Source organism: Aequorivita antarctica, from assembly GCF_007997155.1.
In the GTDB taxonomy this organism is placed as follows: Bacteria; Bacteroidota; Bacteroidia; order Flavobacteriales; family Flavobacteriaceae; genus Aequorivita; species Aequorivita antarctica.
On sequence record NZ_VORT01000002.1, the window covers coordinates 391927 to 406384 of the forward strand.

General features: G+C 36.7%; 17 protein-coding genes and 1 other RNA gene. 5 read left to right on the forward strand and 13 right to left on the reverse strand.

Going from position 1 to position 14458, the window contains the following annotated elements:
- From msrB (ESU54_RS04445) to lpdA, 3 genes are all read left to right on the forward strand, one after another.
- Entirely contained in the window at positions 1-495 is a 495-nt protein-coding gene (gene msrB, locus ESU54_RS04445) for a peptide-methionine (R)-S-oxide reductase MsrB (protein ID WP_111843934.1), read from the forward strand.
- Entirely contained in the window at positions 479-892 is a 414-nt protein-coding gene (gene msrB / locus ESU54_RS04450; RefSeq protein ID WP_111843935.1) for a peptide-methionine (R)-S-oxide reductase MsrB, read from the forward strand. Before msrB (ESU54_RS04445) ends, msrB (ESU54_RS04450) begins: the two co-directional genes overlap by 17 nt.
- A gap of 179 nt (positions 893-1071) precedes the next feature.
- Complete coding sequence (lpdA, locus tag ESU54_RS04455; protein WP_111843936.1) at positions 1072-2448, forward strand: dihydrolipoyl dehydrogenase; 1377 nt, start codon at positions 1072-1074, stop codon at positions 2446-2448.
- Between the two features lie 97 nt (positions 2449-2545).
- Here lpdA and aroQ read toward each other — a convergent pair whose 3' ends face one another.
- From aroQ to ESU54_RS04500, 9 genes are all read right to left on the reverse strand, one after another.
- A complete protein-coding gene (gene aroQ, locus ESU54_RS04460) occupies positions 2546-2962 on the reverse strand; it encodes a type II 3-dehydroquinate dehydratase (RefSeq protein ID WP_111843937.1) in 417 nt (138 codons plus the stop codon).
- Positions 2963-3025: 63 nt separating this feature from the next.
- Positions 3026-3745, reverse strand: a complete 720-nt coding sequence (locus tag ESU54_RS04465; RefSeq protein WP_146743978.1) for a hypothetical protein — start codon at positions 3743-3745, stop codon at positions 3026-3028.
- Between the two features lie 23 nt (positions 3746-3768).
- Complete coding sequence (locus ESU54_RS04470) at positions 3769-4356, reverse strand: outer membrane beta-barrel protein (RefSeq protein ID WP_111843939.1); 588 nt, start codon at positions 4354-4356, stop codon at positions 3769-3771.
- Between the two features lie 84 nt (positions 4357-4440).
- The gene (locus tag ESU54_RS04475) at positions 4441-5004 is read right to left on the reverse strand and encodes a porin family protein (RefSeq protein ID WP_111843940.1); all 564 of its coding nucleotides are present in this window, start codon (positions 5002-5004) and stop codon (positions 4441-4443) included.
- Positions 5005-5151: 147 nt separating this feature from the next.
- A complete protein-coding gene (locus ESU54_RS04480) occupies positions 5152-5772 on the reverse strand; it encodes a porin family protein (RefSeq protein WP_111843941.1) in 621 nt (206 codons plus the stop codon).
- A gap of 336 nt (positions 5773-6108) precedes the next feature.
- Positions 6109-6744 (reverse strand): porin family protein, encoded by a 636-nt coding sequence (locus tag ESU54_RS04485; RefSeq protein WP_111843942.1) that lies wholly within the window; start codon positions 6742-6744, stop codon positions 6109-6111.
- Between the two features lie 133 nt (positions 6745-6877).
- Positions 6878-7531, reverse strand: coding sequence for a porin family protein (locus tag ESU54_RS04490; RefSeq protein WP_111843943.1), 654 nt, complete (start codon positions 7529-7531; stop codon positions 6878-6880).
- A 250-nt stretch (positions 7532-7781) separates the two neighbouring features.
- Complete coding sequence (locus ESU54_RS04495; RefSeq protein ID WP_111843944.1) at positions 7782-8405, reverse strand: porin family protein; 624 nt, start codon at positions 8403-8405, stop codon at positions 7782-7784.
- A 182-nt stretch (positions 8406-8587) separates the two neighbouring features.
- On the reverse strand, positions 8588-9142 hold the full coding sequence (locus ESU54_RS04500; RefSeq protein ID WP_111843945.1) for a porin family protein: 555 nt from the start codon (positions 9140-9142) through the stop codon (positions 8588-8590).
- A 113-nt stretch (positions 9143-9255) separates the two neighbouring features.
- On the opposite strand from ESU54_RS04500, the gene xerD reads away from it, so the two are divergent.
- The gene (gene xerD, locus ESU54_RS04505; protein ID WP_111843946.1) at positions 9256-10152 is read left to right on the forward strand and encodes a site-specific tyrosine recombinase XerD; all 897 of its coding nucleotides are present in this window, start codon (positions 9256-9258) and stop codon (positions 10150-10152) included.
- An 88-nt stretch (positions 10153-10240) separates the two neighbouring features.
- Here xerD and rny read toward each other — a convergent pair whose 3' ends face one another.
- The 4 genes from rny to ESU54_RS04525 form a co-directional block, all read right to left on the reverse strand.
- On the reverse strand, positions 10241-11803 hold the full coding sequence (gene rny, locus ESU54_RS04510) for a ribonuclease Y (RefSeq protein WP_111843947.1): 1563 nt from the start codon (positions 11801-11803) through the stop codon (positions 10241-10243).
- A 55-nt stretch (positions 11804-11858) separates the two neighbouring features.
- Positions 11859-11966, reverse strand: a non-coding RNA gene (gene ssrS / locus ESU54_RS04515) — 6S RNA.
- 51 nt (positions 11967-12017) lie between these two features.
- The gene (locus ESU54_RS04520; RefSeq protein WP_111843948.1) at positions 12018-12308 is read right to left on the reverse strand and encodes a cell division protein ZapA; all 291 of its coding nucleotides are present in this window, start codon (positions 12306-12308) and stop codon (positions 12018-12020) included.
- 10 nt (positions 12309-12318) lie between these two features.
- Positions 12319-12609: a hypothetical protein gene (locus ESU54_RS04525; protein ID WP_111843949.1), complete on the reverse strand. Its 291-nt coding sequence runs from the start codon at positions 12607-12609 to the stop codon at positions 12319-12321.
- Between the two features lie 150 nt (positions 12610-12759).
- On the opposite strand from ESU54_RS04525, the gene ESU54_RS04530 reads away from it, so the two are divergent.
- Positions 12760-14451: a M23 family metallopeptidase gene (locus ESU54_RS04530; protein ID WP_111843950.1), complete on the forward strand. Its 1692-nt coding sequence runs from the start codon at positions 12760-12762 to the stop codon at positions 14449-14451.
- The last annotated feature ends 7 nt before the right edge of the window (positions 14452-14458 follow it).

The window sequence follows — 14458 nt, forward strand, 5'->3', positions numbered from 1 at the left end:
ATGAAGCTTTTAAGCACATTTATTGTTTTGGCTACATTGCTTTTCAGTTGCAACTCCCCCGCACAGAAAAGCAAAGAAGTAAAACAAGAAAATTTTAAAGTGACCAAAACTGATGCGGAATGGAAAGCGCAGCTTTCTTCTGAAGCCTACAGCGTTTTGCGCCACGAAGGAACGGAGCGCGCTTTTTCCAGCCCTTTGAATGACAATCATAAAGCAGGAACTTATGTATGTGCTGGCTGCGGAACACCCGTTTTTGAAAGCAAACATAAATTCGATAGCGGCACGGGATGGCCAAGTTTTGACCGAGTAATTGAAGGAAATGTCGCTTTTTCTACTGATCATAAACTTGGATACACAAGAACGGAAGAGCATTGCGCCACTTGCGGCGGGCATTTGGGCCACGTTTTTAACGATGGTCCTGAAACTACCGGAAAAAGGCATTGCATAAACGGCGTTGCATTAAACTTTATACCAGAAAATGGAAAAACCAAATAAATATCCCATAACAAAATCGGAAGCCGAATGGCGTGAGGAATTGGGCGAAAAACGTTACCATATTCTTCGCGAGAAAGGAACAGAATTCCCAAGGACAGGAGAATACAACCTCACTTTTGAAGATGGAACATACGTTTGCGGCGCTTGCCACACACCCCTTTTTAAAAGCAACAACAAGTTTGAAAGTAGTTGTGGTTGGCCTTCATTTGATGATTCTATTGAAGGCGCAGTTGAATATATAAAAGATACTTCGCATGGAATGATGCGAACAGAAATCCTATGCTCCAACTGTGGAAGCCATTTGGGCCATGTTTTTGACGATGGTCCTACTGAATCTGGACAGCGCTTCTGTATTAACTCACTTTCGTTGAATTTTGATAAAAGTATCAAAAGCTAAAACCCAAATAATTTTTAAAATTCAAAAACCAAATTCCAAAGGGCAGTCCTTTGGATTTTTTTTGTTTTGTGAATTTTCTTTTTTGAAATTTATTTGGGATTTGGGATTTGTTATTTGAGTTTTTTCCTTTAGTATTCGTAAATTCGTTGCTTCAAAAGAAATACACATAAAATTAAGTAATGAGCAAATACGACGTTATAGTTTTAGGAAGTGGTCCCGGTGGTTATGTTGCCGCTATTAGGGCTTCACAATTAGGTTTAAAGACCGCCATTGTTGAAAAAGAAAGCCTTGGAGGCGTTTGTCTAAACTGGGGATGCATCCCTACTAAAGCACTTTTAAAGAGCGCTCAGGTTTTTGATTACCTAAAACACGCAGACAGTTACGGGCTAACCGTAAAAGAATTTGATAAAGATTTCGGAAAAGTGGTTGATAGAAGCCGCGGTGTTGCCGAAGGAATGAGTAAAGGTGTTCAGTTTTTGATGAAGAAGAACAAAATTGACGTTATCAATGGCATCGGAAAAATTAAACCTGGAAAGAAAATTGACGTTGACGGAAAGGAATATACCGCAGACCATATAATCATTGCAACTGGGGCGCGTTCACGCGAGTTGCCAAACCTAAAACAGGACGGCAAAAAAGTGATTGGCTACCGCGAAGCAATGACCTTAAAAAAACAACCCAAAAGTATGATTGTTGTGGGTAGTGGCGCCATTGGTGTTGAGTTCGCACATTTCTACAATTCAATGGGAACGGAAGTTACGATTGTTGAATTTTTGCCAAACCTTGTGCCATTGGAAGACGAAGATGTTTCAAAACAATTTGAGCGCTCTTTCAAAAAAGCGGGAATAAAAGTGATGACGAATTCTTCTGTAGAAAAATTGGACACTTCAGGTAAACTGGTAAAAGCTACTGTAAAAACTGCCAAAGGCGAAGAAACGCTTGAAGCTGAAATAGTACTTTCAGCAGTGGGTATTGCTTCAAACCTTGAAAATATAGGCTTAGAAGAAGTTGGTATTGTTACCGACAAAGGAAAAATAATGGTTAATGATTGGTACCAAACCAACATTCCTGGCTACTACGCTATTGGCGATATAGTTCCTGGTCCTGCCCTAGCGCACGTTGCTTCGGCTGAAGGAATTACTTGTGTTGAAAAAATTGCCGGACTTCACGTTGAACCAATTGATTACGGAAACATTCCGGGTTGTACCTATGCTTCGCCAGAAATTGCAAGTGTTGGTATGACTGAAAAACAAGCCAAAGAAGCGGGTTACGAGCTAAAAGTTGGTAAGTTTCCCTTCTCTGCAAGTGGAAAAGCAAGTGCTTCTGGTGAAAAGGATGGTTTTGTAAAAGTAATTTTCGATGCCAAATACGGCGAATGGTTAGGTTGCCATATGATTGGCGCCGGCGTTACCGATATGATTGCCGAAGCTGTTTTGGGAAGAAAACTGGAAACTACAGGACACGAAGTACTAAAAACAATCCACCCGCACCCAACAATGAGCGAAGCCGTAATGGAAGCCGTAGCAGATGCTTATGGAGAAGTGATTCACCTATGACGTGAGACGTGAGACGTGAGACGTGAGACGAAAAATAAAAAAAACCGCACTAGTTGCGGTTTTTTTATACTCTATACTCAATACTCAATTCTCAATACTACTTTAAAAAACTTTGCAAAGCCAGCTCATAACTCTGCAATCCAAAACCCACAATCACTCCATGGGCATTGGGCGAAATATAGCTTTTATGCCTAAAATCTTCTCTTGAAAAGGTGTTGGATATATGAACTTCCACAACGGGCGTAGTTATCGCTTTCACTGCATCTGCAATTCCTACCGAAGTATGGGTATATGCAGCAGCGTTTAAAATAATCCCATCGTATTTGTATCCTACTTCTTGAATTTTATCAATCAATTCACCTTCTATATTCGACTGAAAATAGGAAACTTCTTGGTTTGCATACTTCTTCTGTAACCTTTCAAAAAAGTCGTTGAAGGTTTCGTTGCCATAGATATCGTTTTCACGCTTACCGAGCAGATTTAGGTTTGGGCCGTTGATGATGATTATTTTCATACTGTAAATATATTAAATAAAAAAAGCAGAGAATATTTTTATTATAAGAGTTGAATTTAACTTTTACAGTTTGATTCCTACGGTCAGGTTTAGATAACTTATTTTTGACTCATCCGTAAAATCATATTGTTGATTTGATGGATTTGGAAACTCTCGCTTTATTTCCTCTGTAAATTTTATTTTCGTTTTACCTACGTTAATATAATTTAGGGAAAAATAGTATTTCGATTTAAAAATAATACCTCCACCTAACCTCAAACCTATTCCTGTTTTTGCATCAAATGAGGCAGTAATGTTCTGAGAAGGTGTGTTTACTTCTCTATCTTTTATTTTTAGGAAATTGACAACAATTCCTAAATTCCCAAAAAGCCCAAATGTCTCGTCAAAATTATGGGTGAAGTTTATACCAGTGGATACAGGAATGCTATAATAGTTTTGATACGTTATATCTCCTGCATAAAACCGAGTTTCTTCTTGATATTTTCGTTTATAATCTCTTTTTAGACCGTTATAATTAAAGCCTGCTCCAACAAACAAGCCAATACCATTATCCGCTAATGGCAAAACATAGTCAATATTGAGCGCAATTCCTGTACCGCCACCAAGATTTTTATTCTTGTGGTAACTCCATTCTAAATCAGGATTCCCGAAATCTGCCATTGGAAATGATGCGCCAAAACTAATAATAAAACCAGCACTGTTTTTAGGACTAACTACGGATTCCTGTGCAAAGGAATTTTGCGCAAAAAGTGCTATAACAGTAATAAATATTAAATTTTTCATTAGTTGAAAGTATAAATCCATTTTTAAAAAAACCAACCCGCACCTATCATCAGCGCACTTTCATTTACGTTCTCAGCATAATCTGGGCTCGTAAACCCATACATTCCTTTTAAATTCACAAAAATTTTAAAAGGCGTTGTGTATTGAAATCCAAAAACACCAGCAAACTCAGGACTTTCCCCTGTACTGCTGCTGGAAGTTCCATTGGTTCCCGAACTGTAGGAAGCACTAAATGAAAGATCTACCCCAAGCCTCGGCCCTACAAGCAAACTGAAGTTATCGGTAATTGCATAATTTACATATACTGGAACTACTACATACACAACAGAGTTTCTAAATAAAGCATCATTCGTTTCCTTTCTTAAAACCCTCACCTCTCTAAGTTGAAAATTAAATTCTGGCTGTAATGCAAATTTTTCAAAAAAAGAAATTTTGAATGCCGCTCCCACTGAGGGACGCACCGTGTAATCATATTTAAAATAACTGTCCTTAGCCTTGCTTGCAAAAGGAAACTCTACCGCAATTACGGGGCTTACTTCAAGTTTTTTGGTCTGACCAATTAAAACGGTTGAGAATAAGAAAATTGAAAGAAAAAGTAATTTTATTTTCATTAAATATATTTTGGGATGGCAAATATATTAAATAAAAAAAGCAGGAACATAGTCCCTGCTTTTTAGTATTTGAAAAATTTGTGATTAGTTAAAAAAGTAACCCGCTGAAAAACTTAACACAGCGTTCTTTGCATCAGCATCTTTAGCGATATCTGAAAAACCAACTACATAACGCGCTTGGAAAAATAAATTCATTGGCAACACATACTGCGCTCCTATACCTACACCTAAGTCAAGTGTTTCAAAAGTATCATCGTCTTCAAAATGCTCATATTCATCACCATCAACTTTATATCCTGAAACAACATTAAATCCAAATTGCGGACCACCTTGTAAACTTAAACCTTCAACGATTGTAAAGTCTGCCATAATAGGTACATTAACATAGCCAAGTCTTACTGTAGTATCATCTACTGCATACCCTTGTGCAGAAAATAAAATTTCAGGTTGAAGGGCTAATAATTCTGTAAAACCAATTTTAGCGACAGCTCCAATGTGAAAACCTGTTACGCCATCAAATCCATCAACATCATCTCCGTTTACAGAAGATAAGTTAACACCTCCTTTTACTCCAAAGCGCACGTTTTGTGATTGAACTGCTGTAAATGATAAAGTTGCTAATGCAACAAAAAGTAATAATTTTTTCATAAATATAAATTTTAGGGTTAAAGGAAGCAAATAAACAATAAACCCGTATTCTTTCCAATGATAAAATCATATTCTTTATTATTTTAAAAAAAAAGGCCACCCTCTATCAGGCAGCCTTTATAATAAGTAGTCTATACTATTTCTAAATCAAAATGAATATCCCGCTGAAAGTTGGAATACGTTACTTTGGTTTTTACCAGTATTATATCTATAACCGTCAACTTCATATTCTTCGTTTACGCTTAACAGACCTTTGTTATAGCGAATACTAAAGAAAAAACCCATGTTCAAACGATAAGAAGCTCCAATGCCAAATTGTGCATCAAAACTTTTATATATATCCTTAGCATCACCTCTCACGAAGTCATCATCAGCATTGTAATAATTTCCCTCTGCATTAATCAAAACCCCAAATACGGGTCCAGCCTCAGCACTTAAACCTTCAATAATATAGAATTTTGCCAAAACAGGAACTCGGATATAATCCAATTTAGTATTGTCTCCTAAAGTTCCGAAACTCCAATCTGAGCCCTCAGAAGAGTACAATAATTCAGGTTGTAGAGCAAATTTCCCCATCAATGGAATTTCAACAAGACCACCAATGTGAAAACTCGTCCGAGAGCCAAGGCTGCCTAAACCACCGTAATAACTATCGCCACCTAAGGAGGCCACGTTTAAACCAGCCTTAGCTCCTATGCGGAACTCTTGCGATTGAGCAGTTGTAAATGCAAATAATGCTACTGCAGTTAAAAGTAAAATTTTTTTCATAATAAATGAGATTTAAGGTTTTGACAATATTGTCGGTTCAAAAATATAATTAAGGTTGCTATCTAAAATTGAGATATGTTACAATCCCTATAACATATGTAACAGATTATGTCAAAAAAGCAATTTAAGTTCATATTTTGTTTTGACTAATAAGCTGCAAACCTATCTATCATTGAAGATGGAAACAACAGCCATTTAGTATTTAGCAGCTATGGTTTAGAATTTGGCGCAATAGGTTTCAAAATTAAATAGCATAAAGTCATAACCCTTTCTCAAAAAGATCAAATAAAAAAAGCAGGAACACAGTCCCTGCTTTTGAAAATATCTCATAGTGTTTTAGAAGGAATATCCTGCTGAAATTTGGAAAACGTTGTTTTGGTTTTTATAAGAATAACTGTCAAGGTCTCCATCTTCAAAATATTCGATATCATCATCAGAAATATCCATCAACCCTTTGTTAAATCTTAAGCTGAAGAATACGCCATTATTTAAACGATAACTCGCGCCAATACCTATGGCAATATCTAAGGAATTATAAAAATACTTTACATCATCATCGTATGAACCATCCGCATAATCACCTTTTTGATTTGCCTTTACTAGAACTCCAATTTGTGGTCCAAGCTCAACACTCAAACCTTCTATTATATAATATTTCCCCATAATCGGAACATTTATATAGCTCAATAGCACTTTTGAATCATACTCCTGGAAATCACTGCCCAAATAACTCACGTATTTGGCACCTTGGGAAGAGTATAAAATTTCGGGTTGAAGAGCAAATTTTCCAGCTAATGGAATTTCCACCAAACCCCCTACATGAAAACCAACGAGTGGATCTAAACCATCAACGTAATCACCTCCTATGGAAGAGATGTTAACACCAGCTTTAGCACCCAGTCGAAATTCTTGAGAGTGAGCCGTGGTAAAGGCAAATAATGCTACCGCAGCAAAAAGTAAAAGTTTTTTCATATTAATAGTTTTTTAGATTCGAAAACTAAAAATAGCTAAAAAAATTCAACCTCAATAACTCCGTTTCAAAATTGGAGGAAATAAAAAAAAGCAGGAACACAGTCCCTGCTTTTATAAAATATATTAAAAATATTTAGAACGAAAACCCTGCAGATAGCTGTATTACACTATTGCGTTGTTTAAACGCTTCAATTCCAAACAGTTCAAAACCCTCAAGGTCATCTTCATTAGTAATATCTGAAATACCTAAAACATAGCGCGCACTAAAAAACAAGCCATTGTTCAATCTGTAAGATCCACCAAAACCGAAACTAATATCAAGTGTTTTATATAGGTCTTTAACATCATCTTCACCAGATTCGTCTCCTCTAAAGTCAGAAATCTCATACTCGTTTTTTGCAGAAACTAAAACCCCAAATTGTGGACCTGCCTCCACACTTAAGCCTTCAATAATATAATATTTCGCCATAATGGGAATATTTATATAATCTAATTTAAGTTTTTCTTTACCAATAACTATACTATCGCCAAAACTATCGTCATATTCTGATTTTGCACCTTGTGAGGAATATAAAAGCTCTGGTTGAATGGCAAATTTTTCGGAAATAGGAATTTCGACCAAACCACCTATGTGAAAGCTTGTTCTTCCATCATAATCATCGGTGAAATCGCCACCAACTGAAGAAAAATTAACACCTCCTTTAAAACCAATGCGAAATTCACTTTGAGCATTTGCTGTAGTGAAGGTGAACGCTGCAAAAGCAGCAAAAAGTAATAGTTTTTTCATAATAAATAAGGTTAAAGGTTGTTGACAATATTGTCATTTCAAAGCCTTAACACCCGCAATAGCTATTAAACCAATGTTACAAACACTTAAGCTTAAATTACATAATACGCCGTCAAGACCTTACTAAGCTAATTATATTTTGTATAACTACAAAATTTATTAAATTTTCCGTAACGAATTGTGAAAAAAACAAGGGCATAAAAAAAGCAGGAAATTTTTCCTGCTTTTAATATTAGTTACATTAATTTTTTTAGAAAGAATACCCTGCGGAAAGCTGAATAACATTATTATTAATTTTCTGATCATCCGCATTGTCACCATCATTTACATTCGTTAATCCATAGTTATAACGCGCACCAAAAAATACGCCCATAGGAAGTCTGTAAGACACTCCGCCACCAAGAGAAACATCAATACTGGAAACATCCTCTAAGTCATCCTCTCCAGAAGTAGTTACGCCTCCAAGCGTTCCCTCATACTCTCCTTTTGAAGAAGCCAAGAAACCCACCTGTGGTCCTGCTTCAATCGCAAAACCATCAACCAGATAAAATTTGGCCATAACTGGAACTTGAATATAATCCAGCTTCTCAGTAACTTTATAAGAGTAATCTACACCGCCTTCTGTTCCTGCATCATCGTATTGAGCTCCTTGAGAGGAATACAAAACCTCTGGCTGCACTGAAAATCTTTCTGAAATAGGAATCTCTACCAGTCCTCCTATATGGAAACCAGTTCTTGATTTTATATCTCCTAAATCGTCTCCGCTAAAGGTCGAAAAATTTACACCGCCCTTTGCACCTATTCTCACTTCTTGAGCCTGTGCTGCGGATATTGACATAATTGTAATTGCTGTAATAAAAATTAACTTTTTCATATCATTTGATTTTTTTTGTTAATGCCTCAAAGGAAAAAATTATACAACCACCCATGCCTAGCTTTTAATAATGTTTAACGAAAAAACAACCTAATTTTAAGGCTTTCCACTCCTTTTCCTTAATTATTACATAAAAAAAGCCGCCCATAATAGGCGGCTTTTCACTTTAATTATTTTTTCTGTTATAGGAAAGAATATCCTAAAGCTACAGAAAACACATTGTTTTTTCCTTCAAAATTTTCGGTCTTTGAAACATCGGAGAGACCAAAATTATAACGGGCATCCAGTCTAACTCCAAAAGGAAAATCATAACCTGCTCCTACTATCCCAGAAACATCACTTTTTTCTGCATTGGCATTTATCGAATTAGTTCCGAAAGCATCTACATAAATATCGTCATCAATGATGAATCCAAATTGCGGCCCAGCCTGAACATTCAATCCCTGAACCAAATAATATTTCAATACAACAGGAATGTTGATGTAGTTCAAGTCAAATTTCCCAGCATCAAACTCCGCTCCTTGTTGTGAATACAGAATATCTGCCTGAATTCCAATCTTATCTCCAAATTTTACACCTGCAAAAACACCAGCTTGAAAGCCCGTCTTACTTGAAAGGTCGGGAACGTCAGAAATATTTGCAAAGTTAACCCCAGCTTTCACCCCAAGATCAAGTTCTTGTGAAAAGGCGGTGGTTGCAATAAATAACATAAGCACTCCTAAAATCAATTTTTTCATAATAATATATATTTTTTGAGTTTTAATTTAAAACGTAAAGATACCTTTAATCTTATGCATTAAAATACATTTAGTTTTTTGTTAACTATTGTTTTTAGTGGTAATATAGCGGTATGAAGTGGTTACAAACATTAAAGGACTACCAGAATTATCTCCGTTTGGAACGCGGTCTTTCAGAGAATTCAATAATCAACTATTCTTTAGACGTAAAAAAACTGATGCGCTGGCTGGAAACCAATGAAATGGACATCTCCCCCCTTTCCATTTCAGAAGAAACCCTGCAACAATTCATTTATGAAATCGCTAAAAAAGTAAACCCTCGTTCACAGAGTAGATTGATTTCAGGATTAAAAGGATTTTTCAACTACCTTATTTTTGAAGATTACAGAAAAACCAATCCCTTAGAGCTTATTGAATCTCCAAAACTGGGAAGAAAATTGCCTGATACTTTGGCTGTTGAAGAAATTGACGCACTTATAAGCGCAATAGATTTAAGTTCAAAACAAGGAGAGCGCAATCGTGCCATCCTCGAAACACTTTATGGCTGCGGCCTGCGCGTTTCAGAACTTACAAACCTTAAAATTTCCGACCTCTTTTTTGAAGAAGGTTTTATAAAGGTAACAGGGAAAGGCGATAAACAACGTTTGGTGCCCATTGGGCCAACCACTGAAAAATACATTAATATTTATAGAAAGGAAGTTCGCATACACCAAGAAATTGATTCCATGGCAAAAGATACCGTTTTCTTGAATCAACACGGAAGGCCACTAACGCGAGCAATGATTTTTACAATCGTAAAACGCTTAGCAGAAAAAGCCGGGATCCGTAAAACAATCAGTCCCCACACTTTTAGACATTCCTTCGCTACTCATCTTTTGGAAAACGGAGCAGATCTTAGAGCCATCCAGCAAATGCTTGGCCACGAAAGCATAACCACCACAGAAATTTACACGCATATAGACAGGAAACATCTCACTGAAGTTATTAATCGGTATCACCCAAGGAAATAAGTGGGCTGTATTCAGTTGCAGTAAGCAGAAAAAAGAAAGCCACAATATCTCTATTGTGGCTTTTCTATGAATAAATTTCCTATTTGATTTATTTCGCTATGTTAACCGCGCGTGTTTCGCGTATAACGGTCACTTTCACTTGACCAGGATAGGTCATATCTGTTTGTATTTTCTGCGAAATTTCAAAAGATAGTTGTGCCGCTTTTTCATCACTTACCTTATCGCTTTCAACCATCACGCGTAGTTCACGTCCTGCTTGAATTGCATAAGCTTTATTTACACCACCAAATCCAAAGGCAATATCTTCTAAATCCTTCAAACGCTGAATGTATGAATCTAAAACCTGACGTCTTGCTCCAGGTCTAGCACCGCTAATGGCATCACAAACCTGAACAATTGGAGACAATAATCCCGTCATTTCAATCTCGTCGTGGTGAGCCCCAATGGCGTTACACACTTCTGGCTTTTCGCCATATTTCTCAGCCCATTGCATTCCTAAAAGTGCGTGAGGCATTTCGGTTTCCATTTCTGGTACTTTCCCTATATCGTGAAGCAAGCCTGCTCGTTTTGCCAGTTTGGCGTTCAAACCAAGTTCTGCAGCCATTACGCCGCAAAGTCTTGCAACCTCGCGAGAGTGATGTAAAAGGTTTTGACCGTAAGACGAACGATATTTCATACGTCCCACCGCTTTTATAAGCTCAGGGTGCAGACCGTGTATTCCTAATTCAATAACGGTTCTTTTACCAACTTCAATAATTTCTTCCTCTATTTGTTTGGTGGTTTTTTGAACCACTTCCTCAATACGTGCCGGGTGAATACGGCCATCTGTAACCAATTTATGTAAAGATAAACGTGCAATTTCTCTTCTTACGGAATCAAAACAGGAAAGAATAATTGCTTCCGGAGTATCGTCAACAATAATCTCAACGCCTGTTGCTGCCTCAATGGCACGGATGTTTCGTCCTTCACGACCAATAATTCTACCTTTAACGTCATCACTTTCAAGATTGAAAACTGAAACACAGTTTTCAACGGCCTCTTCCGTTCCTATACGTTGAATGGTATTGATAATAATCTTTTTGGCTTCTTGATGCGCGGTCATTTTAGCTTCTTCCATAGAAGTTTGCACAAAGGCCATAGCCTGTGTTTTAGCTTCGTCTTTCATACTTTCCATCAACTGTGACTTCGCATCTTCTGCGGATAGACTGCTGATTACTTCTAGTTGCTCAACTTGGCTGCGATGCATTTTCTCTACCTCGCTTTGCTTTTTTTCAAGTATTGAAATCCTATCGTTGTAATCGGTTTGTTTTTCTTCTAGATCGGTATTTAGCTTTTTCGTTTTTGCGAGTTCGCTTGAAATCTGTGATTCTTTGTCGCGAGCTCTCTTTTCAGTTTCTGAAATCTTTTTTTCGCGATTCAATATTACTTTTTCATGCTCTGCCTTCAGTTCCAAAAACTTCTCTTTGGCTTGAAGTATCTTATCTTTTTTAATCGTTTCAGCTTCAGATTTCGCCTCTTTTAGTATTGATAATGCGCTCTTTTTTGCTCTTGTTATAAGCTGGGATGCGTTGTTTCGCTCCAGTATTTTTGCAATAAAAAAACCAATCGCAATACCAACGATGGCACTAATTATAATAGTTATGATGTCCATTTTTCGTTGAATTATATGTATAAAAAAAGCCTACATCAATATTGTTATTTTGAATAAACTCCTTAAAAAAAAGTTTAGGGTTAATAAGCTGGTCAAGTATCCGCTCGAAGACGGCTCGCTTTTACAACTTCAACTCACCCTTTTTAAAGAATTCCTGTTGAGTTTACCAAAATTAGTATTAATGTAGGCAGTACCTTATTTAATTAAAAGAACGTTATGATAGCTGCTCCTGCAGTAAAAGATCCAAAGCTTTGAGCTTTTCTTCTGTTTCCTGCGTATCGCTTGATGTATCAATTTGTTTTTGCTCTACCTGGGCGGCAAACTGGAGGGCACACATGGCCAATACATCCTGTTTGTCGCGGACGGCATAACTTTTCTCGAACTTTTTAATCATTTCTTCTATCTTTTTTGTGGCCAAACGCAATCCTTCTTCCTGTGAAGGGTTGATGTTCAGGGGGTAAACCCTGTCCGCAATTGATAGCTTTATTTTTAATGGTTCGGGCATTGTTATATTTTTATTCGGAAAGCTGCGTAATACATTGGTCAATTTCCCGAACTAGAGCGTTTATCTTGAGTTTAGTTTCTCGTTTATGCTGGTCGCTGCCAAGCATTGAATTTGCCAGTTTTAATGAGTTGCATTTATCGACCCAAACTTCAATTTCATTTTCAAATTGTAGCTGTTTCGATTTTAAAACGGTGAGTTCTTCTTCCAATTCCGCATTAGCTTTTTTAAGTTTTTCGTGCTTGTTAAGCAGTGCGCCAATCCTATGTTCAAGAGAATCAACTATTTCAGAAAGATTACTCATTAAAATCTGTGTTCAATACTTCTTTCACAAAGTTAGCATACCATCCCTAATAAGCAAGCAGTTTTCTATTATTTTTTGTATTATTGAAAAATTGTACAATAAATCATTCCCTCTCCCCTTTAAGTAATAGCGTATTCTTATTTTTACACTATGAAGAAATTTTTATTATTGCTCCTGCTTTTTAGTGGGTTTGCATACAGTCAAGATAGTATCTCTAAAGATTATTTTTCTAACCCATTGGATATCAATATGGTCCTTGCAGGCAATTTTGGCGAAATGCGCGCCAACCATTTTCACAGTGGTTTAGACATTAAAACGGAACAACGGGAAGGGCTTCCTGTTTACGCCCCAGCAGATGGTTACGTAAGTCGAATACAAGTACAACACTACGGCTACGGAAAAGCGCTCTATATTCTTCATCCTAACGGATACACCACTGTTTATGGACACTTGCGAAGTTATGCCGGTGATATTGAAAAATATGTGAAAGATACACAATACAAAAAGGAGACTTTTGAAGTAGAGCTTTTCCCCGACAAAACGCTTTTGCCAGTTAAAAAGGGAGACATAATAGCCTATTCCGGAAATACTGGCGGTAGTGGCGGCCCGCATTTACATTTCGAGATTCGAGATTCTTCTCAAAGACCTATGAATCCACTTCTCTTTGGAATTGAAATACCCGATTCAAAAACGCCCATTGTAAGTGCTGTTTTTGCATACCCCATGGGCGAGGATGCACACGTAAACCAAAGCCAAAATCGCACAAAACTTAGAATGATTAAGCAAAAGGACGGCAACTATAAAACTGAAGACCTAACAGCTTATGGCAAAATTGGTTTCGGAATAACTACTTACGACCAGCAAAATGGAGCTTCAAACAAAAATGGTTCCTATAAAATTGGAACGAGGTTCAATGGCACTGAAAAGTTTGAAGTACTCTTCAATAAATTCGCTTTTTCTGAAACACGCTACTTGAATCGATATACAGACTACAATTATTACGAAACCAATAAAAGTATGGTCCAAAAACTTTTCAGGGAAGCAAACAATCCTTTAAGTATCATTACAAAGGAAGACGATAATGGTTTTATAACCGTCCAAGACAGCCTCGCGTCAATTTACACTATAGAAGTTCAAGATTATAAAGGAAATACAATGCAGATTTCAATTCCTATTGAAGGCAAGAAACTGGAGATATTAGATCTAAAAAAAGTGGAAAAAACAGACGATTATATTTATGCAGACCACGCCACGTCAATAACCAAAGGCAAATTCAGCATTTACATCCCTGCCAATAGTTTATATGAAGACACTTATTTGGATATAAAAGATGAAGGCGATATTTTAAAGTTTCACGAAGATTTGATTCCTATACACAGCAACATTTCAATCACTGCCGATATTTCAAACTATAATGAACTGGATAAAGACAAACTTTATATTGGAAGACTTAATTATAAAGGACTTCCATATTACACTTCCACTACCCGTAATGGCGACAAAATAACAGCGAAAACCAGAACATTTGGAAGCTACACGGTTGCTATAGACACCACTGAGCCAAAAATAAAGCCTGTAAATTTTGCTGAAGGAAAATGGATTAGCAACCAAAATTTTCTGAACGTGAAGATAACAGACGATCTGAGCGGTATCAGTTCCTATAGGGGAACCATCAATGGAAAATTCATTTTGATGGAATATGATTACAAAAAAGACGTTCTAACTTATAATTTTAATGATAATATAAATTTGGAAACTGAAAACAATTTCAAACTTATAGTAATAGATAATGTTGGAAATAGTGCTACATTTGAAGCAAAATTTTTCAGAAAACAACCCTAACCCTTGC

Coding starts and splice junctions, on each gene's coding strand:
- msrB (WP_111843934.1), top strand. CDS start 1: ATGAAGCTTTTAAGCACATTTATTGTTTTGGCTACATTGCTTTTCAGT.
- msrB (WP_111843935.1), top strand. CDS start 479: ATGGAAAAACCAAATAAATATCCCATAACAAAATCGGAAGCCGAATGG.
- lpdA (WP_111843936.1), top strand. CDS start 1,072: ATGAGCAAATACGACGTTATAGTTTTAGGAAGTGGTCCCGGTGGTTAT.
- aroQ (WP_111843937.1), bottom strand. CDS start 2,962: ATGAAAATAATCATCATCAACGGCCCAAACCTAAATCTGCTCGGTAAG.
- ESU54_RS04465 (WP_146743978.1), bottom strand. CDS start 3,745: ATGAAAAATTTAATATTTATTACTGTTATAGCACTTTTTGCGCAAAAT.
- ESU54_RS04470 (WP_111843939.1), bottom strand. CDS start 4,356: ATGAAAATAAAATTACTTTTTCTTTCAATTTTCTTATTCTCAACCGTT.
- ESU54_RS04475 (WP_111843940.1), bottom strand. CDS start 5,004: ATGAAAAAATTATTACTTTTTGTTGCATTAGCAACTTTATCATTTACA.
- ESU54_RS04480 (WP_111843941.1), bottom strand. CDS start 5,772: ATGAAAAAAATTTTACTTTTAACTGCAGTAGCATTATTTGCATTTACA.
- ESU54_RS04485 (WP_111843942.1), bottom strand. CDS start 6,744: ATGAAAAAACTTTTACTTTTTGCTGCGGTAGCATTATTTGCCTTTACC.
- ESU54_RS04490 (WP_111843943.1), bottom strand. CDS start 7,531: ATGAAAAAACTATTACTTTTTGCTGCTTTTGCAGCGTTCACCTTCACT.
- ESU54_RS04495 (WP_111843944.1), bottom strand. CDS start 8,405: ATGAAAAAGTTAATTTTTATTACAGCAATTACAATTATGTCAATATCC.
- ESU54_RS04500 (WP_111843945.1), bottom strand. CDS start 9,142: ATGAAAAAATTGATTTTAGGAGTGCTTATGTTATTTATTGCAACCACC.
- xerD (WP_111843946.1), top strand. CDS start 9,256: ATGAAGTGGTTACAAACATTAAAGGACTACCAGAATTATCTCCGTTTG.
- rny (WP_111843947.1), bottom strand. CDS start 11,803: ATGGACATCATAACTATTATAATTAGTGCCATCGTTGGTATTGCGATT.
- ESU54_RS04520 (WP_111843948.1), bottom strand. CDS start 12,308: ATGCCCGAACCATTAAAAATAAAGCTATCAATTGCGGACAGGGTTTAC.
- ESU54_RS04525 (WP_111843949.1), bottom strand. CDS start 12,609: ATGAGTAATCTTTCTGAAATAGTTGATTCTCTTGAACATAGGATTGGC.
- ESU54_RS04530 (WP_111843950.1), top strand. CDS start 12,760: ATGAAGAAATTTTTATTATTGCTCCTGCTTTTTAGTGGGTTTGCATAC.